Annotated in this window: 23 protein-coding genes; 20 read left to right on the plus strand and 3 right to left on the minus strand. The window is 47.3% G+C overall.

Annotated elements, in window-relative coordinates:
• The first annotated feature begins 199 nt into the window (after positions 1-199).
• The 4 genes from ENTCL_RS23225 to ENTCL_RS19200 all read left to right on the plus strand — a co-directional run bounded on the left by ENTCL_RS23225 (position 200) and on the right by ENTCL_RS19200 (position 3876).
• Positions 200-856: a trypsin-like serine protease gene (locus ENTCL_RS23225; RefSeq protein ID WP_013367804.1), complete on the plus strand. Its 657-nt coding sequence runs from the start codon at positions 200-202 to the stop codon at positions 854-856.
• Between the two features lie 63 nt (positions 857-919).
• A complete protein-coding gene (locus tag ENTCL_RS19190) occupies positions 920-1558 on the plus strand; it encodes a hypothetical protein (RefSeq protein WP_238981765.1) in 639 nt (212 codons plus the stop codon).
• A 4-nt stretch (positions 1559-1562) separates the two neighbouring features.
• Positions 1563-2948, plus strand: a complete 1386-nt coding sequence (locus ENTCL_RS19195; protein ID WP_013367806.1) for a hypothetical protein — start codon at positions 1563-1565, stop codon at positions 2946-2948.
• A gap of 298 nt (positions 2949-3246) precedes the next feature.
• Positions 3247-3876, plus strand: coding sequence for a hypothetical protein (locus tag ENTCL_RS19200; protein ID WP_157865562.1), 630 nt, complete (start codon positions 3247-3249; stop codon positions 3874-3876).
• Between the two features lie 206 nt (positions 3877-4082).
• On the opposite strand, the gene ENTCL_RS19205 is transcribed toward ENTCL_RS19200, so the two are convergent.
• Positions 4083-5198 carry a DUF2971 domain-containing protein gene (locus ENTCL_RS19205; RefSeq protein ID WP_013367808.1) on the minus strand — a complete coding sequence of 372 codons (1116 nt, stop codon included), beginning with the start codon at positions 5196-5198 and terminating at the stop codon, positions 4083-4085.
• Positions 5199-5598: 400 nt separating this feature from the next.
• Here ENTCL_RS19205 and ENTCL_RS19210 point away from each other — a divergent pair, with 400 nt between their 5' ends.
• Entirely contained in the window at positions 5599-6138 is a 540-nt protein-coding gene (locus tag ENTCL_RS19210) for a cytochrome b (protein WP_013367809.1), read from the plus strand.
• A gap of 232 nt (positions 6139-6370) precedes the next feature.
• Here ENTCL_RS19210 and ENTCL_RS19215 read toward each other — a convergent pair whose 3' ends face one another.
• Positions 6371-7168: a hypothetical protein gene (locus ENTCL_RS19215; RefSeq protein WP_013367810.1), complete on the minus strand. Its 798-nt coding sequence runs from the start codon at positions 7166-7168 to the stop codon at positions 6371-6373.
• Between the two features lie 378 nt (positions 7169-7546).
• Here ENTCL_RS19215 and ENTCL_RS19220 point away from each other — a divergent pair, with 378 nt between their 5' ends.
• From ENTCL_RS19220 to ENTCL_RS23810, 6 genes are all read left to right on the plus strand, one after another.
• Positions 7547-8128, plus strand: coding sequence for a YagK/YfjJ domain-containing protein (locus ENTCL_RS19220; protein WP_013367811.1), 582 nt, complete (start codon positions 7547-7549; stop codon positions 8126-8128).
• Positions 8129-8231: 103 nt separating this feature from the next.
• A complete protein-coding gene (locus tag ENTCL_RS19225) occupies positions 8232-8498 on the plus strand; it encodes a helix-turn-helix transcriptional regulator (protein WP_013367812.1) in 267 nt (88 codons plus the stop codon).
• Positions 8495-9067 (plus strand): hypothetical protein, encoded by a 573-nt coding sequence (locus ENTCL_RS19230; protein WP_013367813.1) that lies wholly within the window; start codon positions 8495-8497, stop codon positions 9065-9067. Before ENTCL_RS19225 ends, ENTCL_RS19230 begins: the two co-directional genes overlap by 4 nt.
• A 123-nt stretch (positions 9068-9190) precedes the next feature.
• Positions 9191-9724 carry a hypothetical protein gene (locus ENTCL_RS19235; RefSeq protein ID WP_013367814.1) on the plus strand — a complete coding sequence of 178 codons (534 nt, stop codon included), beginning with the start codon at positions 9191-9193 and terminating at the stop codon, positions 9722-9724.
• Positions 9725-10121: 397 nt separating this feature from the next.
• Positions 10122-10526 carry a putative zinc ribbon protein gene (locus ENTCL_RS23230; protein WP_013367815.1) on the plus strand — a complete coding sequence of 135 codons (405 nt, stop codon included), beginning with the start codon at positions 10122-10124 and terminating at the stop codon, positions 10524-10526.
• Positions 10527-11389: 863 nt separating this feature from the next.
• Complete coding sequence (locus tag ENTCL_RS23810) at positions 11390-12004, plus strand: hypothetical protein (RefSeq protein ID WP_013367817.1); 615 nt, start codon at positions 11390-11392, stop codon at positions 12002-12004.
• On the opposite strand, the gene ENTCL_RS19245 is transcribed toward ENTCL_RS23810, so the two are convergent.
• Positions 11987-12643, minus strand: coding sequence for an MgtC/SapB family protein (locus tag ENTCL_RS19245; RefSeq protein WP_013367818.1), 657 nt, complete (start codon positions 12641-12643; stop codon positions 11987-11989). The genes ENTCL_RS23810 and ENTCL_RS19245 overlap by 18 nt on opposite strands.
• Positions 12644-13359: 716 nt before the next feature.
• Between ENTCL_RS19245 and ENTCL_RS19250 the strand changes: the two genes are divergently transcribed.
• The 9 genes from ENTCL_RS19250 (at position 13360) to ENTCL_RS19295 (ending at position 22793) form a co-directional block, all read left to right on the plus strand.
• Positions 13360-13941 (plus strand): fimbrial protein, encoded by a 582-nt coding sequence (locus ENTCL_RS19250; RefSeq protein WP_013367819.1) that lies wholly within the window; start codon positions 13360-13362, stop codon positions 13939-13941.
• 124 nt (positions 13942-14065) lie between these two features.
• Complete coding sequence (stdB, locus tag ENTCL_RS19255; RefSeq protein WP_013367820.1) at positions 14066-16567, plus strand: fimbrial outer membrane usher protein StdB; 2502 nt, start codon at positions 14066-14068, stop codon at positions 16565-16567.
• A gap of 46 nt (positions 16568-16613) precedes the next feature.
• Positions 16614-17357 (plus strand): fimbria/pilus periplasmic chaperone, encoded by a 744-nt coding sequence (locus ENTCL_RS19260; RefSeq protein WP_013367821.1) that lies wholly within the window; start codon positions 16614-16616, stop codon positions 17355-17357.
• A complete protein-coding gene (locus ENTCL_RS19265) occupies positions 17354-18403 on the plus strand; it encodes a fimbrial protein (RefSeq protein WP_013367822.1) in 1050 nt (349 codons plus the stop codon). Before ENTCL_RS19260 ends, ENTCL_RS19265 begins: the two co-directional genes overlap by 4 nt.
• Positions 18404-18559: 156 nt before the next feature.
• Positions 18560-19036, plus strand: a complete 477-nt coding sequence (locus ENTCL_RS19270; protein WP_013367823.1) for a CaiF/GrlA family transcriptional regulator — start codon at positions 18560-18562, stop codon at positions 19034-19036.
• Positions 19029-19889: a hypothetical protein gene (locus tag ENTCL_RS19275; protein WP_013367824.1), complete on the plus strand. Its 861-nt coding sequence runs from the start codon at positions 19029-19031 to the stop codon at positions 19887-19889. Before ENTCL_RS19270 ends, ENTCL_RS19275 begins: the two co-directional genes overlap by 8 nt.
• Before the next feature lie 244 nt (positions 19890-20133).
• On the plus strand, positions 20134-20592 hold the full coding sequence (locus tag ENTCL_RS19280) for an IbrB-like domain-containing protein (protein ID WP_013367825.1): 459 nt from the start codon (positions 20134-20136) through the stop codon (positions 20590-20592).
• A gap of 865 nt (positions 20593-21457) precedes the next feature.
• Positions 21458-22198 carry a hypothetical protein gene (locus ENTCL_RS19290; protein ID WP_013367826.1) on the plus strand — a complete coding sequence of 247 codons (741 nt, stop codon included), beginning with the start codon at positions 21458-21460 and terminating at the stop codon, positions 22196-22198.
• 97 nt (positions 22199-22295) lie between these two features.
• The gene (locus tag ENTCL_RS19295; protein WP_013367827.1) at positions 22296-22793 is read left to right on the plus strand and encodes a restriction endonuclease; all 498 of its coding nucleotides are present in this window, start codon (positions 22296-22298) and stop codon (positions 22791-22793) included.
• The last annotated feature ends 191 nt before the right edge of the window (positions 22794-22984 follow it).

Consider the following 22984-nt stretch of genomic DNA (forward strand, 5'->3'; position numbering starts at 1 on the left):
ATAAGCGGAAGTTGGGGTTGGCAGAGACTCTCTAAAGGTTGATGGTTCGTTTCGCAGGGATACTTACAGCGCCAAGCAGAATAGACAAACCACATTATGTGGGAGGTAAATCCAGAAATTTTTGTCACTGGATTTGCGTTGTATTAACATCTTCAGCCATATGACTTGTTGGGTACCTGAATCTTGATAAGGAAGCAAAATGCTTGAAAACTACGTCTGCAAAATCTATGTGAGTAAAGATCCTAGTTTTAGTAAAAATCTCGAAGCAACTGCATTTGGTTTCAATGATAAGGGTCAGCTAAAAGTCCTCACCGCAGCCCATGTTGTTACTGATGTTCTTGGAAAGAAATACCCCAGTAGCAATACCCAAAAACTTTACGTCATATTCCATAATCATCTCGGACCAGTGAATACTGCGCCCGTTCCTGTCGATTTCATTCTTAATAACTGTAATGACAGTAACAACTTTAAAGACAATTATCCGTTTGTAGATAGTGCTGAAATGAAGTTGCCAGCTGATATCAAACAGCCTGTATCCCAGTATTTTAAGGCGCGTAATCCCGAAGTGAGTATGCATACATTCGGTGTGGGATATCCACTGGATCAGACTGTACTTTCAACAGTCTTTGGCAAAATTCAAAGTATTTGTCCCGAAAATTGTGAAAATCACCGTGGCCAGCATTACACATCTCGCTTTGTAATTTCACATAACAACAGGCAAGGATGCTCAGGTGGCCCCTATATCATATCCGACGGGGACGAGTATTATGTAATCGGTAGCCTGATTGGTGAAATGTTTGTCAAAAAAGAGCATTCATGTCCAACCCTGTCTGTTCAATCTGCTGCTGATTTTTAGCACTGTCTGTTTTCGAAGGGTCACCGCCACGATAGTTTTTTTCGGGTAAGAACTTGATGGCGTATGCATTCACTATCAACAAAACTCATTAGAACTCACAATCGTGAACTGGAAAGTCCCCCAATAGTAAGTCATGATTCCTGCATCACTTTTATGGTGCAGTTTTCACCAAATACGCAGCAATTTATAAATGTGAGGCCTATTGTGGACGCTACTGAATTTGAAGATCTCGAAAAAATTCGCCAGAAGGCAATGAATGAAGTAAAGGGTACTCTTGAGGCGCTTGAAAATAAGTTTCCGGGGATTACTGAGGGCGTTGCAGCATTAGCAGGTTCAGGCGTCGGCGCTGCGGCTTCCTTTGGTGCTCTTTATACTCTTGGAACAACGGGCGTTTCAGCAGCAGGTATAACCTCCGGACTTGCGACCGCAGGCTCTATCGTCGGCGGTGGCATGGTGGCCGGAATCGGGGTTCTGGCCGCGCCTGTAGCAATCTTAGGAATTGGCGGGTACGCGGTATTCAAACACAAAAAAAATGCGAAACTAACAGCCGCACTTAGTCAGGCCATTCAAAAGCTCTACGATGTTCAGGAAAGATTAATGTCGAACGCTGAGTATTTTAAGGCAGAAATTGCTGGCATCAAGGCGACGATCGATATGCTTTCTAAAAAAGCCCCCAAAGGTAGCCTGGTCGCGGTGAGGTAAATGCATGAGTCAGTCTCAATATGATGATGAACTTAGGGCCATCCGCTATATTCAGCTTCGTGGCCAGGACATCTCGAGCGTTCACGAAACAATAAACCGTGATATAGAAAGCCTTAAGGCGCAACTGTCTGGGCTCATTAGCGGTTCTGAACTTGATAAATCTGAGCATAAAACGCTCAAAGAGCTTCATTTGCGAGAAATGACCCCCTCTGATGCCGCCATACATTCTACTACCTTGCAGACTATCCATAGCGAAGCCTCTCAGCGTGTCTCTGGTGACATCGGTCTGGCCAACATACTTGCCACAGATGATCTGGCTGTTGTAGATGCCCGGATCCAGAATCACATTAAAGAGTTTAATGACCGCTACGCGCTTGACGGCTGGGATTATGCTATTGCCTGCGGTTGCGGGATCATAGCATCCATGCTGGATTTACTATGCGTCAGAGCTCCGCCAAAGCCTACCGTGAGCTATACAGCGGAAGTTGATGGTATTTTCAATAAACAGGTGCAGAAAGCCTTTAATGCCATATTACCGGAGGATGTCAGTAAAAAACTATCCGACATGTTCCGAATAGGGGCTCCAGACAGTTCGGTTACCAGTGATTTAGTGGACGCAAGCGGTAGCGTTTTGTCGCCAACAAATCATCGCTTACGTGCTTTGTCGCATGATCCCATACTGGGCATTATTTTCGGCATAAAGGATATGCTGAACGGGACGTGTACGGTGGTTCAGGATGGTCAAATAGTGGTTTATCCCTCTAAGAAAGGCGTAACGGACGAAACCAATATTTTCAGACTCATTGCCAGAATGTTTGGACACCTTGCATCGGATGTAAATGCCCCCTCAGCAAACGGAAACCGTGGCATGGGTCTACCGGCCCCCTTTATGGGGCTACTTCGTATGCTTGAAGGCATCCCTGTAGGGAGTTCTAATTTTGGAAAACAAATCGAGTACATGTATGTCAACGGGTATGACTTCCGTCAGTTTATCGTGACGAGTATCCCGATGACCATAATGGAAATTTTGATGCGGGTTTTCTATGTAGCGAAACAGGTATCGCTGGGTAAAGGAGCTTTTGGAGAGACCTTAATGGATACCATGCCAATGCGGCTAAATCCACGCTTCAGGATGATGCTTGCCTTGGGTTACGGAACTTCCAGTGCTGTTAATGCAGGTAAAATGTATATCACTGGCAATATTCTTAATGCCAATTACGCGTCCTGGATGGGGTTAGCCTGGAATGGTTTTCACTCACTTAAGTGGTCCTTATATCAGCGTCATTTGAAGCTATGGGACGGCATTGAGAAGACTGAACTGGAAAGGCTTCAGAACTGCATAAACGAAATTGAAGCATTGACTACTAGGGCGAGAAACTTGCCAGTCTAGTACCTGAAAGAGACTCGCCATATAAATCTCTATGTGCCCCTCATTAATGAGAGAAGTATCCCAGCAAAATCGACCATTAAATTTTTGAATACTTGCAGTCTTTTTGAGGTGGCAGATGTCAGCTCCTCGCTCAGAACGGACCTTATGCTCAGTGAGTTAGTCCGCCCCGTGTCAGTATCGGACGTAAATTTTACCGAAAGTAATTCGGAAAACCCTAATCACTCCTAGTTTTCCTGAATAAATGTGTGCGATACTTAGTTTTCATATGATGAAAGCGTTTAGGCTGGTGTACAAAGACGTGATTACACTAATTAAAGCTCGGTTGATTCAGGCTGATCTGAAAGAAATTGACCGGGAGTTTGAAGAAAAAGGCTTTGGCAATCTGTTTTCGATGGTATTATTTAAGCAAGCACTAATCTCTGTTGCTAACCTTGTCGATTTTGAACTCACAATAAGATTGGTGTACCGGGAGCATCCTGAACTCTCGTCGCGGTACCGTCAAACCATAAACGAATTTGAATTTGCCAAATATCTACGTAATAAATTTGTTGGACATATAAAACCCGAACTCATAGAGAAGGCACTAGAGTGGCGTCCTGAGATGTGTTTCTTTCTGAATAAAATGCCTGATAGTCAAATGATGTGGTTATATAATGAATGGATACTCGAAACGGCTATAAATAGTTACGTTGATACAAGCGGAAAACATAAAATTTTTGATGGGGAAACTGATCTAATGTATCCACCTGATAGAACACGCTTTCTTATTTACATGACAAAAATTATCAAGGACGGCATTTCATTTCTTGAAGAGTTGATATTAGCAATGGATTTTGACTATGATAAGTTGTGTAACCCGGATTGGCCTGAGCGATTGAGGCTTGCCTATATTGCCGGGAACACTGACTTTGAATTCATCAAAAAATAGCCATCTATAAGGGAGTTTTACAGCCACTTAACCTTATTAAGGTTGAAAATTAAATACTGTGTATACGATATCTGAATCGATTGAAGTCTGAGAGTGCCAGGGTTGCTGCTATGACCCTGGGCCAGAAGCAAACGGTATAGACTTGTTATCGACTCTTGCAGAGGAGTAATAATTTAAATAAACCAGCCTTGTTAGTTTGTTAACTATTACCTAGCAATTCCTAATGTATTCATAGCATGAATTAACTCAGGTTGAGTTAGATCAGTTTTGTACAAATCATAACCTTGCCTCTTTTGTGCCACTTGTCCATTTGAAATATTAATTTTTCCTGATTGCGATAACTCCGCATCAAAAAAATAGAATAATTCCGCATTTGTATTCATTATATTGGATTTTATGGCTTGCCAGATTTCTTCTTTCTTCAACTTACTCATTCGAGGCCCAAATATGATCCCTTGCATGACACTTGTTTCATGATGAAAAACATGTCCTGCATTACGGTTTACACTGTCTTTGATATCCCGCTCGCCACCAATTCCCATGTTCCCTTCAGGAACAAACATTCGATACTCTGACTCATATTTCCAGAATTTATTTTTAGTTAAAATCAACTCAAAAATATTTGAAGTTGGATCTAGAATTGATATTTCTTTAGATTTATTACTGTACGTAATAGGTTTGACAGGGAAACTAATAGATTGACTCGAGAATAAATTATCTTTTAGCTGCATCCTTACATTATTACTTGGGGACGTAAAATTTTGAGCGCTATAGATCACTACACAGCCACTAAAACCTGCGGCATAATGCGCCCACATCATACGTTCTAACGCTTTACTGGAAAAAGATACACTAAAAACTGCTGGGGTTATTTTTTTGTACAACCGTTCTTTAATTCCAATTTCACATTGTTTAGCTAAAAACTGCTTTGGGTCAGGTTCATTTTTATAAATGACAGTGTCGATTTCTTCAAGAGGTAATAGGCATTCATATAAAATACCGAGAATTTCATTGGCGTGTGTATCAAACAGGGCATCAAGTGATTCAAGGTCACCTTTTATTCTTTTACCTTTAAATATTTTGTTTAATACTTTATGAATCTTAAAATCATCAAAGCTCAATATGTGAGTCAAATCTTCATAGGAATATTTGCATGGTGAACGCAATAAAATATCCCACAATTTCAATTTGTTATCAAAGCGATACTCTATGTTTAGATCATTTGGGTCATTTAACTGTGCTCTGGAAGAAAAATATAATTCATTATAACGAATGGCTTTATCGAAGAAAAAATCAGGACGATAATATTTGAATAAATACATGTTCCACCCATAAAATACTATAGTTAATAATTACCATGTAAAAATTATCTTTTTATAGAGTTAACATTTTAATCTTCGGTAAGCATTATGTAAAGATCAGCATGAAAATACTAATTTACTGCAAACAGAGAGTCCGCTCCTCGCTCACAGCGGACCTCCAGTACAGTTAGTTCTGACAGCTTCGTGCAGTGAGTTCAACGGGTCGATGCAACGCTATCTGGACTGACCCCACCCAGGTAGACCTTACCGGCGGATTTACAATGGTTTTTACCTACGTCTTCGCACATATGGTTGTTTCTCACGTCGTCGTTCTGATTATTTTTCCAAAATAAGACGTTAAGAAAAAATTAAGAAACGAATGACAAGCTGTTAACACCGTGCGTTTTCAGGATGATCGGAAATGACAAAATTTACCCGCTTACAGATACAACTTCACTGGCTAACGCTGGTGTTAATTGCAGTGACTTATGCCGCAATGGAACTCAGGGGGTGGTTTCCCAAAAGTTCAGCAGCTTACCTTTTCATGAGGGAAACCCATTACAATGCAGGTATTGTGGTCTGGCTTCTGATGTTTTTACGACTGTGGCTCAGACACAGATATCCCGAACCAGACATAGTTCCCCCTCCGCCCCGCTGGCAAATGAAGGCAGGCAGGGTAATGCATATCGTTCTGTACATAACTTTTCTGGCTTTGCCATTACTGGGGATCGCTCTGATGGCCTTTAACGGTAAAAGCTGGATTTTTCTGGGGCTCACCATTTCTCCTTTTGCTACGCCCGACCCCTTGGTGAAGTCAGTACTGAAAAATATTCACGAAACACTGGGTAATGCCGGATATTTCTTCATTGCTTTCCATGCGGCAGCGGCGTTGCTTCATCACTATGTCCAGAAGGACAACACACTATGTAGAATGCTTCCTGATCACAACAAGCCGATTTAATTTGTGTTTCTGCCGGGGAAGCATCTTCCCGGCAGCAATATTGCTGCCCTCAACGCTTCGTTATATCCCCTGTAGCCCAGGTTCATGTCAGACAGAATGCCTGCAGCTCAGCACTGTATATTCTTTATCACATTGCTGACTTTCACCGGCACAAGGTAATTCAACCTGGATGAGTCTCAGGTTGCCATGGGATAGATGAAAACGCACAGCATGGCGGGAGCAAGAATCAACGTTATTTTTTACCGTGGTAGACCACTGTTATGTTGTCTGGTTTTCTTAACGTCGGGGCTGTAGCAGGGTCAATCAGGTACACAGGTACTATCACGGCATTTTTCCCACTAAACAGGATTGGCACCCAGCAGTGAACTCGTGGGTCTCCTGTCGTCTCCGGGATACCACTTGTACCGTATGACATAAGATCAACCACATTGATAAAAAGCGCCTTACCTATATCAAAAAAAAACTCGTTAAAAACCACATCTTTTGCCAGCAAAATCACAGCGTCACCTGCCGCAAATTTGACTGGCGATGAGGAGAGTTCTGAGGTCTCGGCATCAGCAAATATAATCCTTTCGGTATAGATAAAACAGGCGTAACGGGCATCCTGTTCTGACCTATCCAGGATAAACTGACAGAGCTCTTTGATATGTCGATTTTCGACCCTGCCAACTGCATTATCCCGACGGTAGTGTCGTTTATGTTCGCGAACATGCACCTTGCCATTGACGCTGTCAAAGTCATACCCTTTTCCAACCTGGAGCTTACTTTCCCAGATCTCCATGCAGTACTTTTCAGCAGTCACAACATTTCTTCGGCGAGGCAAATCCTGCTGGTAGACACCAGACAGTAGCCGGGCCTTAAGTTCGTCCGCAAGCTGATAATAACGATTAATATCTTTCAGTACCGGAACGGTAGCATCCAGCAATGTGGAAATAACCTGCGACCGTGAGATCTTCTGTTTTTTGCTGTATTCATCAACAACACGCAGAGTCTCAGAATTGGTTACATTGAAAGTGATTCGTTCTGACATGCCAATCACCTATTAAGCATTTTTTGGAAAGTGCATAACAATTAACCTTAAATACCTTCATTATCAACAAGTTTATTTTTTTGATCTTTCTCTTTCGTTATCAATTCATAGTAATATGCTCTCACGTAAAAATACTGAATATGATGCTGTCAGGACAGCCTGGATACCAGGAACAAACATTTGGGTTTTTAGTATAATTAAGGTCTTCATGTTTTAAGAACTTCCTCTTCATCCCCCCTCTCGCAGTGATCCGCTTAACCCGTCTGTATATCTCCTGTCCCCACAGTACTGCTCAGTAAACAGAAATACTGTGACTTTCCAGCATAAAAATTACATATCACCACCTTCCTTTGTACACACACTACAAAGGATTAAATCATGGACTTTCCCTGGCCCTGGAACCGCAAATACACGATGAACTGGTTCCTGCTGTCGTTACTGAACCACCATCTTGATCAGCTACTGGAACGTTACTCCCGCCTTCAGCCCCTCAGACTCGATGTGTTCTATCAGAATGACACGTGGCGTTATAACCATCACGGATGGAACGAGACAGAAAGGGAGGTACGCCAGTTAACAGAACATCTGATGTCAGAGAGCAACATCGTGGGTCACTTCTGGGTGCTGGAGTGTACTTCCCGACACAAATGCCATGCCCATATCGTGATGTATCTTGATGGTCACCATAACCAGGCCACCTTTCCGGTAGCTGAACAGGCGGGGACTGCCTGGCAGAAGATTACACAGGGTGAGGGGTACCACAATCGCTGTGATCGTAAGAAATGCTACGAAGCCGATATCACCCGCCCCGTCAATTACGATGATGCTGCAGCCATCGACAACCTGCGCTACATCATCAGCTATCTCGCCAAGGAGAAATCAAAACACGGGCAGACTTACTACGGGGCCAGCGAGGTACCACCCGCGAGTGGACTGGGCAGACCGCGAGGGCTTCGATAAAACGTCGCACTTTTTTACGTCAGTTCCGGTTGTTATGCCGGAGAAGGGTACAGTGATTCATCACACGACTCCGGTACTTATTTAGCTACCGGAGAATCTCATCATGACAATTAAACCTTCCCTGTCTGAAGACCAGTTCGTCAATATGGCTTTCATTACCCATCTCACCGGATTAACCGATAAATGGTTCTACAAGCTCATCAAAGACGGTGAGTTTCCGGCACCCATCAAGTTTGGTCGTAGTTCCCGCTGGCGACAGAGTGAAGTCGAAACCTGGCTACAGGCCCGCATTGATGCATCCCGGGGAGAGAATTCCGCCCTGGCAATGACCCACAAACTTACCGTAACTCCCGTGGAGGCGTTGTCATGAAAACACCGTATTCCCGTCATGACTTCCTGTTGCAGCATTACCAGCGCTGGCTGGACGATTTCACGCGTCTGGCTGTACGACATGGGTTGTGTCACCCGAACATCCAGGCCAGCCATCAACTCACCCTAGGTTGGCTCCGCTTCACGGGTACGGGGCAGGTCACTGCCGTGGTACCCCATGCTTTGTACCGGTTGTTCTGCGGTAATCAGCCTCCGGTCATCACGGTGACAGAGGACATGTCCACCCGGCTGGATTCAGATACCACGCTGCTGCTTCACCATCCCATGCTGGAAGGCATATTGCTGAGTGAATGTGCCCGGCTGAAGCAGTTCCCGGTACAACGGGCACTGTTGGTGATGCTACAGCGGCTGACCAGCCGGGAAATCCGACACAAAATAGTCTGGCAGTGCTGGCGCGATTTGATGTGCGGGGATGACCCTTGCGACTGGCTGGAGCGTCTGGTCGGACAGCCAGACGACGCGCTGTATCTCTGGCTGGGTGACCGCCAGGATAGTGACCCCGTTTTAACCCTGATGATGGATGAATACCTGCTGTTTACCGGCAACTGATGCCAGAGACGAAAGCACATCCTCCTCCCCCAATCCCGCATTACTTTCCACAGATACCGTTTCCCGCACCGCTTCACACTAGCGGAACGGCGCTGTCTGCGATTCAACGATAAGGATTTACAGATGAACTCAACCATTTTTACCGCACACTGTCAGGCCTGGCTTGATGACCTCACCCGGCTGCAGGTCACTCATGGGCTCTGCCAGCCTGAAATTAAAAAGTGGCACAGGCTGACCGTGACGTCCTGCTCGTTACCAAACGGGCTTACCGGACTGCTCATTATCCCGCAGTTTTTGCTGACAGTAACGCAGGCTGCTTGTGTGGAAGAAGAATCGGTAGCGGGACGTATCATTAAACGTGCTGAGGGGCCAGCGCTGGCGGGGATGTTGCGCAGTGAATGCTACCGACTGGGACTCAGTGCCATTGCTGAGCAGTTATCGCTGCTCTTCCGCCAGTATCCACAGCCCGGTATACGTGAATCACTGATGTTGCTGTGCTGGTGTGAGCTGGTGAAAGGGATTGAGCCGGAAGCATGGTACGCACTGCATCTGCTGCTTCCGGCCACGCTGAAGAAATGGATCAATACACGACAAAAAGAGTTCAATGGTTTATCGGCACTGACTGAGGATTACATTCGTGCCACCCGGCCACTGTGAAGGTCGGATACCTGTCCGTAACAGCGATCCGGTACCGAGCGGAATGCGCAATGTACCGGAGCATATGACCTGGATTGAGCAGAAAAATACGCGCTTACTGTATGGCTGTAACGGAGTAGCTGACCATCAGTTAACCGTGCGCCGACGAAGTATCGATTTCTGAGTCTGACAGTTTTTTACGTCAGCATTCCATTATGTGACAGCCACACCAACCCCCCCCCTTTAATCATCTAATCGCAAGGCACAGGCTTCCCTTTTCGGGACGACTTGCGCCTGCCCTCAGGAGTCTGAAGATGTTTGCCAAATTCTTCCTCGCACACAACGGTAAACGGTGCTGTGTGACCTGCCATACCGATAGATACATTACAGTACATAACATCCAGATCGAGGTACTGGCATGCACATGCTGAAATGTTACATTGCCAATAATCGTGACGGGCACATTGTGACTGCTAAAGACGCGATGCAGTCACCAGGCAGGGTATGGACCTGCTCTTCCTGTGGCTGCCAGTTGATACTTCATGCGGGTTCATCTGGTGAGGCCCCCTGGTTTGAACATGACCAGCGAACAGTGACGACGAACGTTCTGATGCAATGTACCCATCTCGATCCTGAAGTGAAAGCCGAAGCCCGATGCCAAAAACTACGCAGTATCATCGGCAATCTGGATGCACCTGTAATGGTGCTGTTCTGGCATTGCGTGTGGTGCGGAAATCATTACAGTGGTAAAAAGCATTGCACTTCATGCGGAACAGGCATCTACAGTATCGAAGAAACTGACAAACAATCAGATGCGAACTGATTGGGCATGGGTTATTTCCTTAATATGATGAAGATCGCTTTATCACTCATGTTATTTCAGGAAATCTTATGGAGTTTTTAAACGATGAGCTGACAGAAATACAGCAAGTAAAGCGGGTGGTTCAGCAGGCCATCGACCAATACCCACGTCTGGCTGTATTTCGGTTGACGTTGGACTGCCCCAGCCCTGAGTCAATAGGGTGTTTTCAGGATACCGTCTACCGAAAAGTAAGTGAACTGGCAGCAACCCGACAATTGAGCGGCAGACCATCGCCACCAACAATTCTCAGATGGATTGGAAGCAAAACTTATCCCCACTCATATCAGACACTACTGATGCTCAACCAGGACACTTTTTACCTTTCCCGACACGACCTACTTCCGGAGAAGTGTTTCCAGACAATGAAAACTTTGCTCCGTCAGGCATACAATACAATCCGAATAACGAATGAACTGTATCAGAGTAATGAAACAAAAATAACCGTCTTAAGAGTGGATAGAACCCAGGCAGGACACTCTGACGCTGAGCATAAATTATTACAGGAAAATGCCCTGTCGTTTCGACCTGCAGCGATTACACAGAGCCCCAGTATCTTTCCCTGACTGAGTGACGAAACTAAAGACGCTCCCCAGCTATACGCTGCGTATGTTCAAATATCAGATCTAAATCACAGTATTGTTAAACATACCTACATCATAAAGAAAGCTCCTACCAGTTCTCCTCATGAAGATTTGGTACGATTTCAAAATGCTTTAAAATGTGATGTATTCGAGGGACCCTGGGTCCCTCTTTTTTATTCCACGCTAAATAACATCTCCGTACAAAAATCATTCCTGCTGCACCTTCCTTTCAGGAGTTAAATAATGCGTAAAGAAATATCAATTACATCACCAGATAATTATTTGGCGACAATACAATTTCGACTGGATGAAATGACTAATAATAATGTTGATCAGGAAGACTCACATGAGGAAACGTTGCGTTATCATACTCTGACCTGGGTAAACGCAGTCTCTTCAAATGGAAAAAAAATTGCATTCATCGCACCAGTTTTTCTGGTGCGGTGTCTGAATCCTGTAACCAGGCCAGCATATGTCCTCCCGCCATCGTGCGAATTACCGGAACCATTCACAACTGACATCCCATCTCTTTGTCATATTTTACTGAACGAGCTTCAGCGACTGGGCATGATGAAAAGGTATGAAGGGTTAAAAAATACCTTAGAGTTAATAAAACAGAACTGGCTAAAAGAAAAGCTGGTTTTGGCTAACTGGTATCTTTTGATGTCAGGGGAAAATTATTGGATATACAGTAATCAGAGCACATGCGATGATAATGTTCTGGATTCAGAGATAACCCGCTGTCTTCAGGCACACGGACATCTTCATTCAGAGATAGATGCCTGTGTCTTTTTTTCACACTTCGGGTGTTGGTCAACAACACCATATTTCTCTGACAACTTATCTGATAGCGACTGATTTAACCCCTTCTATTTTCAAAATTTCCGGGCACAGATCGCTGATGGAACTCCCGGGACGCAATGTCAGGACCAAAAGCAATTCCCATACATTCTCTCCTGAGGAACTTTTTTTCAGAGAGCGAAAAGCAAAACGTATTGACCTCGTCTGAAGCACAGTAAATACCCAGGCAACGCTATCCGGACCCAGTTTAACCAGCAAACCACAATGTCTGCTTAACAAGCGATTACTTAACTGACGAAACACTTCCAGTACAACAAGCGTTAATACGGCCCCGTAGATACCAATTTCATACAAACCACTCCCGATAACCAGGCCAATAGCCGCAGTAACCCACATACCTGCGGCTGTAGTCAGTCCCTTAACAACCTGTTTCTGAATGATAATTGTCCCTGCCCCCAGAAATCCCATACCGCTGACCACCTGTGCAGCGATACGGCTTGGATCTAAAGCGACATGGCTTTCCAGCAGAATATCTTCAAAACCATATTTGGAAACAATCATAAACATGGCGCTACCAATACCAACCAGAATATGCGTTCGTAACCCCGCTTCCTTCGCACGCAGCTGACGTTCAATCCCAATAAATCCACCTAATAATCCAGCCAGTGCAATTCTGAGTAGTAAATCAGTAACCATTATTTACATCCATTTCTTAATAAATATTCAGTACAACTTTGTTTAATGAAACCGGAGGATAACAATCGAATCTGTCAGCTGAATGATGACTGTCTTCAGTTGCACAAAAATACACCAACCAAATCGCTATACGCTAAGTGAGAAACAATAAACAATTTGTGACAACCATCACAAATCAGTGAATGTAAATATCTCATGCCTCTGCAAATGCCCCTCCAATATGGTTGACCATAAAATCCACACCATTTGGTTATTTATACCACCAAATAACAGCAAAACAACGTAACCATTCATTTACGAGTAATTTTCGGCACAACAACAGAACTTTCACTTACGGCCTTTGAAAAGGTATGACATAATAAGATTAATTTGTAATGAAAAGAGGACCTGAATTTTTTTACCCAGTCATAACATCATGTTTCCTGCCTTATATTCCCCACGGAAACCGTAATCATGAAAATTATTCTTAAATTACGATCGATATACTCGATCGATACGATCGATTTTGTTCAATTTTAATTCGCTAAGATTTTTCCTATAAATAACCACACATGAACTGTGGCTATGTCATTTATTAATATTTACGTCTGACTTTCCTGAACCGGGAATATTTATCAGTTCTCTCCGGGATGAGAGAAAACTCGTCTGAATATTATTCAGTTCATGTATCAACACCTGCCTGTCTGGATTATTTTATTTGTAACCAAGGAATTGATATGTTCAGAAAAACCTGCCTGACCGTGTTAGCCACCGCAGCCATGCTGAGTGGTACAAACGCCTTTGCCGACCCTCCCACCTCGGGCCCCTTTGGACAGGGCACCATTTTCTTCCACGGTACAGTGACTAACTCCCCCTGCAACATCGCACCGGGTGATGACGCTCTTAAAGTGGAGTTTGGCCAGGTGTCTTACCGCGCCCTGAAAACAGCAGATGCCACCACAGCATCCCAGCCGATTGTTATTCATCTGACAGATTGTTCATTTGACCCGGATACCGCATCGCCTGTAACCCGCCCAGAGGGTCTGATGTCTAAAGTGAAGGTAACCTTTACCGGGGACGCAACCAGCAATAATAAAGGGTATGTGAATACGGGCAGTGCCACCAACGTTGCTGTCCAGTTGCTCAAAAACGATAACAGCACACCGATCCCACCGGGTTACGTTCCGACCGATGCTGATGCCCAGCAGCTGCAGCCCGGTAATAATGAACTGCGTTTCTTTGCCCGACTGCTGGCTCTTGGTGCCGCCACGCCGGGTGAGGTTAAATCTCAGGTCACCTACACCCTGACCTACCTCTGATCCCAGAAAAATAAAAGCAGTGGCTGTGCATACCGTCCCGGAAGGGGCGCCGGGACGGTTTTGCCTCTGAAAATGTTTTCCGCCCCCGCATTCCCGGTGATAACCGCAGACAGAACCCAAAGACATGAAACTGACCCGGCTCGCCATACTCATCACCCTGACGCTTTCCGCACGCCCGGTACTGGCCACGGAATTTAACGTCAATATGCTGAACACAGAGGACAGAAAAAACGCTGACCTCTCGGCCTTCAGCCGGGAAGGGTATATTGCACCGGGCAACTACCTGCTGGATATCTGGCTGAACGAGCAGTCTGTCCGGGAGCAATACCCTGTCAGTGTGGTCCCGGTTAAGGGGGCCGGCAACGAGGAAGACTCCGTCATCTGCGTGACGTCTGAGCTGGTGGATATGCTGGGTCTGAATGCGGAGACTCTCAGTCGCCTGAAACCCGTTTCCGGTACACAGGGCGGACGCTGTCTGGACCTGCGCACCCCGGACAGTCAGGTGCGTTACAGCGCGGCGCAGCAGCGGCTGACCTTTGTGATACCGCAGGCCTGGATGCAGTATCAGGACCCGAACTGGGTTCCCCCTGCCCGCTGGAGTCAGGGCATCAGTGGCGCGCTGCTGGACTATAACCTGATGGTCAGTCGTTATATGCCGCAGCAGGGTACCTCCAGTACCAGCTACAGTCTGTACGGCACCGGTGGACTGAATCTGGGGGCCTGGCGACTGCGGAGTGACTGGCAGTACAGCCGGTATGACGCTGGTCAGAGACGCACACAGTCCGATTTTTATCTGCCCCAGACCTATCTGTTCCGTCCTCTGCCGTCGGTGCGTTCCAGGCTGACGCTGGGGCAGACTTACCTCAATTCTGCCATTTTTGACTCCTTCCGTTTCGCCGGCGTCACGCTGGCCAGTGATGAGCGTATGCTGCCACCGTCCCTGCAGGGGTATGCCCCGCAAATCAGCGGCATTGCGAACAGTAATGCTGAGGTCACCGTCAGCCAGAACGGTCGCATCCTGTACCAGACCCGTGTGTCTCCCGGCCCTTTTGTCCTGCCTGACCTGAGTCAGAACATCAGCGGTAATCTGGATGTCACGCTCCGGGAAAGTAACGGAACCACACGCACATGGCAGGTCAACACCGCCAGCGTCCCGTTCATGGCCCGCCGGGGACAGTTACGTTATAAGGTGGCGGCTGGTCGTCCGCTGTACGGCGGGTCACACAATAACCGGGCGGTCAGCCCGGACTTTCTACTGGGGGAGGTCACCTGGGGGGCCTTTAACAGCACCTCGCTTTACGGCGGGGTCATCGCCTCCACCGGGGATTATCAGTCCCTTGCGCTGGGTGTCGGCCAGAACATGGGGATACTGGGAGCGGTGTCCGCGGATATCACCCGCTCGGATACCCGCCTTCCGCAGGGACTGCGTCAGACCGGATACAGTTACCGGATAAACTATGCCAAAACCTTCGATAAAACCGGCAGCACCCTGGCGTTTGTCGGTTACCGGTTTTCAGACCGCCATTACCTGTCCCTCCCGGAATATCTGGCGCGCCGGGCGGTGAACGGCGGTGACGTCTGGCACGAAAAGCAGAGTTACACCCTCACGTACAACCAGTATTTTTCCGCTCCCGCCATGAGCGCCTCCCTGTCCGTCAGCCGGCTGGCTTACTGGAATGCGGAATCAAACAATAACTGGATGCTCAGTCTGAACAAAAGCTTCAGCATCGGGGCCATTCGCGGAATTTCTGCCTCCCTGTCGCTGGCCCGTAACCAGTACGCCGGCGGCGGAACGCAGAACCAGGTTTATGCCTCCGTGACCGTTCCCTGGGGGGAAGGACGTCAGGTCAGCTATAACGCGCAGCGGGATAACCGGGGAAGCCTGCAGCAGAACGTCAGCTACAGCGATTTCAGCCATCCCGACACCACGTGGAATATCAGTGCCGGGCTGCGTCGTGATGACAGTACCGGCAGCAACAGTAACTTCAGCGGCAGTCTCCAGAGCCGGATGCCCTGGGGACAGGTCAGCGCGGATGCCACCCTGCAACCCGGTCAGTACCGCAGTCTGGGCCTGAGCTGGTATGGCTCGGCTACCGCCACGGCGCATGGCGCGGCCCTCAGCCAGTCCCTGTCCGGTAATGAGCCGCGGATGATGGTGGATACCGGCGGCGTGGCCGGCGTCCCGGTCTCCGGCAACAGCGGCGTGACCAACCGCTTCGGAATTGCGGTGGTCAGCGGCGGCGGCAGCTATCAGCGCAGCGACATCGCGGTCGACGTCACCCGTCTGCCGGAGGATGTGGAGGTCAGTGATTCAGTTATCAGTCAGGTCCTGACGGAAGGGGCAATTGGTTACCGGCGTATCAGCGCCAGTCGGGGGGCGCAGGTCATGGGACATATCCGCCTGGCTGACGGCAAAGCACCGCCGTTTGGTGCGCAGGTGATTTCAGAGAAAACGGGTAAAACACCGGGGATGGTGGGCGATGACGGGCTGGCATATCTGACCGGTATCGGTGACGAAGACCGCAGCGCGCTGGCGGTTTCCTGGAACGGGCGCGTGCAGTGCCGGCTGACCCTGCCGGCAGACCTGACGCTCAGCAAGGGGCCGCTTCTGCTGCCCTGCCGGTAAGCCTTTTCCGGGGTTAACCCCGGACGAACAACAGGGAGAACACAGAGTGAAACACAGCAGTATTGCCCGGGGCGTGGTGATTACCCTGGCGGCGTGGAGCCTGAACGCGCAGGCCGCCGTCAACGCGGACCGTACGCGGGTCATCATGAACGGGAACGAAAAAACGGTCTCCGTCACCCTGACCAATGAGAACAAAACGATGCCCTTTCTGGCCCAGTCCTGGGTGGATGACAGCAACGGCAGACGAAGCAGCATGCTGATGGTGCTGCCGCCGCTGCAGCGAGTTGATGGCGGTCAGAAAACACAGGTCCGCATCATGCAGGTACAGGGGACCGGGCTGGATAAACTGCCGGCGGACCGGGAAACGCTGTTCTGGTTCAACGTCCGCGAAATCCCGCCAGAGCCGGAGACAACGAATGTCCTGCAGCTGGCCCTGCAGAGCAGGCTGAAGCTGTTTTACCGTCCGGTTGCCATTAAAAAAGGCAGTAATGACACCTCAGAGAAAAAACTGACGGTGGAACGGGAGGGAGGGAAGCTGGTCCTGAAAAATCCGACGCCTTACCACATCACCCTCGCCTGGCTGGGGACCACCCGTCGTGAGCGCCTTGAAGGCTTCAGCGAGGGGGTGATGGTCTCCCCGCTGAGCACGCTGCCGGTAAAGGCCATCCTGCCGGCCGGGTCCACCCGACTGTGGGTGGGGTACGTGGACGACTACGGCGGGCTGCAGATGAACCAGTACACCTGTAACGCGCAGCGTTGTGCCATGTCACTGCGGGAGACAACACCATGACAGTACGGAGACGCCTTCTGCCGGCGGTGTTGTGCCTGCTCGCCGGGTACAGCCTCACGGCAGCGGCATACAATACATCCTCCTCCTGCACAGGAACGGGCAACACGACTTTTCCGCTACAGAACATCACCTTCTACGCGGGCCGGCTTCCCGCTGACGGAACGGTTTTGTACACCTCCCCGGCGTATCCTCTGTCGTATAAGTGTACGACCGAGCTGAGCAGCCAGACCACCTTTGCTCCCTCGCTGCAGAGACTGGGAGATTTTCAGGGGGTGGTTGATGCACTTCAGCGTGCCGGGCTGGGGCTGGATATCATTCTGCAGGAAGCGGGACAGCCAGAAGTGACCTGGTCCTGGCACGACATGCAGATACAGAATACGAAAAGGTTCGGTGCCTCCATGCCATCCAACGCCACTGATATTCCCCGTTCGGCCACCTTTAAACTGAGACTGTTTGTGGTGAAACGAATCGACAGTGCGCAGATTGTTCAGGTCCCCGCCCTGAGCGCCTTCAGCATCATCCCCGGCCCGAATCTCACCGCCTCGGCGGGTGTATACCTGACATCCACCGCGTTTTCCATCCGCTATATGCCGGACAACTTTGGCTATGTCAGTCTCAACCCCACCACGGTCAACCTCGGTCACATCTACACGAATTATCAGAATCCGGCCAAACGTGCCAGCTTTAAGGTTACGGCGGGTCAGCGGATGGGCGTCGGGGGACCGGATGGCACTTTTACCATCCCCCTGCAGACCACGTTTACCGCCACCGGTAAGACGCTGACCGATAACGGTCAGGCGGCCCGCATGACAACCGAGGATGGCCAGGCGAACGGACTGAAGCTGAGCATTCTGGACACGTCTTCCGGCGACAGGCTGACCTTTGGGCAGCCCTCCGACCTGGGCAAACTGAAATCCGGCGGAACCGGCATCCCCGCGACGCCGGTCATTAAAGACTATACGGCACTGCTGGAACAGGATGCCGGTACGCCGCTGAGAACAGGGCCCTTCTCAGCAGATGTGGTGGTGACTGTGACGTACAACTGAAGACGTCACATGTGGATATCGGGCGCTCTGCAGCATGGGGCATGACATGAAAAATAACAGACAAAAAATCACAGACTGAAAAAGGAAACAACGGAAACAGGGACGCTGTCAGCGGGTTTACCGGGCCCCCTGTTATCCGGTTAAGGAGTTGTCATTATGTGTTCAGAGAAAAAAATTAACGAAGCAGACCACACTCATCACCCGAGTCAGGCCGGATATGATGCCTGTTATATACCGGAGTCCGTCCGTCAGTATCGTGGAGAACCTCTGTATATCCTGGTGGCGTGGTGGTGCCTGCAACAGCACGACTGGGTCAACCGCAATCAGATTTCGGAGGCGTTCCGTGTACCTGTCCAGCGGGCCAGTTACCTGATGGCCTATTTGCGTAACAAAACCCGACGAGTAATCGTTGAAAGTCGTCAAATGTTACTGGCCAATAACGTTTATCGCTACGAAATTCAGGTCACCCGCGTGATGCTTCCCGGTTCCCGTAAAAAACGTCTCCCCGGGGAGAAAAGACGCCTGACCCGCAGACGTATTGGTAATGCAGACACGACACAGGCCACTCTTATCTGGAATAACCTGAGAAAAGGTAATCCATCCCCGGTAAAAGGGGGGACGAACAATGACTGAACCATCACTAAAAATGCCCGCAAGCAGGAACGTCATTCTTTATGGTGACTGCTGGCCTGTGGTCAGTGCCGTACAGAGCCTGACCACGACCATACTGCCGGACAGTGAGTGCCGGGCAATATTCGACCTGCCATCACTGATTGAGCAGCTCACGGTTGAGCCACGGGCGGCACTGATTTTATGTCTTCGTCCACGAGAGCATGTTTTCCTTTTTTACGCCCTCAGACAGGAGCTGTTTGACCATCCGGCCCTGGTCATCAGCGACGAGATATTCTTCAACGACAGACTCATGCTCAGGGTATGGGGCGATCTTCCCTGTATGATGCATGACGAATTATCCATGATGGTCACCAGTCAGCAACTCTGTGAATTCCTGACAGTTCCTTCCGGTTATTGTCCGGAAAAAAGCCTTCTGGCGGAATTTCTGCAATCTCCGACGCTTCCTGTCGGATTTTCTGAAGTGCCTCAGATATTCCACCTCGAAGCACCACTGATGGACTATATGTCGTTACTGATATATCGGGAAATGCTCGACAGAAAAATCACACCTTTTCGTATGCGAATGCTCCAGGCGATCTGGTCTGGTTTTCAGACAAGGGATGAGCTTATTACTGAATTAGATGCCCCAAAAAGCAAAATATGGAATGAAAAACACCGTTTGCTGATGCAACTGGAGATGCCAGCACGTCTGCGTGACATTCTTTATGGCACCCGATTTTGTTCTTTCCTGCAAAGAACAGAATTTATATCACCTGCTGAGGTGGAAAATATGCGCTCTGAGGTCAGAGAACGACGGATAGCCAGGGTTGAAATGAATTGCATAACAACTCTCCCTAACGAAACAACATCCTGAATATATTGAAAAATGATAAAAAAAAGCTGTTGTAGGCACCGAAAAAAAACAGACAGAATCAGGAGCGATAAATGAGTTAACACATACAGGTGATCATTGCGGATATTCCCTCAGGATTGCTGTCCAGTTACTGACGTATAACCCACTGTCACCTGATCACTTTTAATATAATGTACTCAAAAATAACCATCATAATGGCAACTCTTATGACTGAAGCCAGTTATCTGATGCAGGAATAAAAATTATGTTACCCGAAGATATCGTACACTCGCTTGCAGACTGGCTTTCAAAAATGAATGATTTAGAGAAAATTGCTGCACTGAATAGCCTGCAACGATTCATACACTATCATGGCCCGTTTCGCAATGAACCCGTCGGTTGCGTCCAGTGGATACCAGCTGAGTGCGTGATAGCAAACGACTATAATCCGAATACCATAAGTCCGGTTGAACGAAAAATACTGGAACTGTCATTGCTACAGGACGGCTTTACTCAACCTATCGTTGTCACTGTGGGACGGGCTGAAGAACTTCATTATCACGTGATGGATGGCTATCAGCGTTATCTTCTCAGCCAGAAACCACTATTACGTAAGAGGCTGCGTGGGCATATCCCCGTGACAATTATACGCCCTCAAGATGATGCTATTTTCTCGCTGATGGCGGCGGTTACTCGTGAACAGGTGATAATCAATACCAAATAATTTTATTCAAAATAGTTCAGGGAAGAAAACATGATTCCTTAACTATGTATTTCCCCAATTTACTTACAGGGGGTTGATGCTGTCCAACAAAAGAATACCTGCCCGTGGACTCCCGATTATCCTGCTCCCGCAGTCCAGGCTATATGACTCTCCAGCGGATACCACCCACGCTTTATCTGTTCGATACAACTTCACAGTTTTACGAACTTTCCCTAGAGCCGTCTGCACAACCACAATCCCGGTATGAGTCTTTCTTATTCGTTGGTACATATACCCCCCAATAAGACTGTCAGTACTATCCTCTGATACCAATGATTTTTAACTCATTGGTATCATCATATGTTTTCGTATTTTTAGAATAATCGCTACCCATTACTTCACACTCTGACTAGATGGTCATTATCTTTATCAAGTGTCCTTTAATCTTCAGAAAACCAGGACTAACCCAGTCACTGATTAAGATTAACTTTCAACATTCAGTAAACCACTCGCTTTAAGCCCCTGTAATATCGCTGATATACATACATCGCAATGGTGCTAAATCAATAAGCAAAGAATAACAATCCTAAGCTCAAACAAATAAATTTCATTATCACGATAAATACACCTTATTTTAGAATAACAGACAAATCAGCATTAAATCTCATACAGGCCCATCGATTTATTCTAATTATTTCCGGAACATCACGATGAGAAGAAAGTTCTGCATTTTGAGAACAAAATAAAGTGGATACGATTAACGACATAGCTGTATTTGTATCAACAAGTGATTTCTAAAACAATTCATCTGTACTGAAACGGTATAACTCGCTATGCTATCCTGGTTGGCCTGAGTGTTGATATTACGTGTTTAAGGAGTATAAGAATGTCATCGATTTCTGGGATTGATATTGTTACAGGGTTGCTCATCCCCGTAGTTCTGTATTTGATAAAGAAAATTATTGACTGGACAGGAAAAATCGTTGGTAACCCACGACCTAAACGAAAATACCAGTTTGATAAAATTCCTGCGGATAAGAAAGTAGAGATTTTTTCAAAAATTGATGCATTAAAAGAAAAAAAAACAACGCCGCATGTTCTTGTTCAGATGAAACTTTTATATGAACAACTGGGAATGTATTTGCCTGTGTGGCATTGTCACCAGTTGGTTTCCTGTATGGCGGCTGAAAATATTAGCTCGCTGGATGTACGTCTGCGAGGTTTTCTGAAAAACACAATTATCGGTCACTATCCTGAGAAAGGGTTCAGCGTTAACACCAAGGTTGTCCGCAGATCCTACGTGATAACTACCTTGTTTGGGATATTTGCAGTTGCTATGTTTATTTATGCAGGATGGGATTCCATCTCTTCTTTCTGGAGAAGCAAAGAGACGGGGTTGTTTATCTTGTTTTTATTGATTTATGCTTCCGCTATTATTACTGTTATAGGTTATATAATTTCCCAGATTGAAGATATCTACCTGGGTTCTAAATTTGGGCATTTATTCGAGACTTGGCTCAGGAACCATCCGCCGTGTAACGATGTGAACCCAGATACTTCTGCAGCAATGCCAACTGAGGAACAAGCATCATCCGAAGGCCCCCAAGAAGATTCTCTCGCGAGTTAACATGATTTATTAACGGGTGAGAACCGTTTGAAATACGCTCTTCTCACAATCAATATGCGTTTGACATTACCTAATTACTTACTGCAGGAGGCTGATTATGAAGGGTATTGGAACTGTACTTCAGGCTGGATACCTCAAACTGGATCACAGTATGAAGACCTACTCAGTTCTCACAGAGAATACTCTTTTGTTTACCGGTCATTTTGCCGATCTTGATCCTCATGGCTGGGGTTCTCTTTACGAAAAATTTACTGGTCAGGCATTTGAGGCTGAGGGTTACGAAGTTGAATACAGAGGGCTCACAGCAGGGTTTAATGATGGCGGTATCGACCTTATTCTACGAAAAGGGGATGACACTATTTTTGTTCAGTGCAAACATGCTTTTAAATCTTCACTATCTCGCAACTCCATTGAGAATATCCTGTATAAAGCAGGAAATTATATAAGCCGTAATATGCCCACGAATAGAGTACATCTGTGGTTAGTTGTACCTGATGTTAAACGAATAAAATGGAAACGGTATTTTTTACGGCACAACACTACACAGAATAAAGTTAAACTTGCTTTGATTGAAATCCGCATGCTATCTATCTGACGTCTTGACCTTATAGTTACACAGACCGCCCCTTACAACCGCTATACCTACCACTTGTATAGTAATGCACTGCAATACCATTCCTAAAACCAGACCGAACGCCCGGCACACCGACAATAGCTTGACCAAAGGTAGTCAGGTCAGCGATCACATACGATTAAGTAGCATACTCATCCTGCATGACGGAGTCA

The organism is [Enterobacter] lignolyticus SCF1 (genome assembly GCF_000164865.1).
Classification (GTDB): domain Bacteria; phylum Pseudomonadota; class Gammaproteobacteria; order Enterobacterales; family Enterobacteriaceae; genus Enterobacter_B; species Enterobacter_B lignolyticus.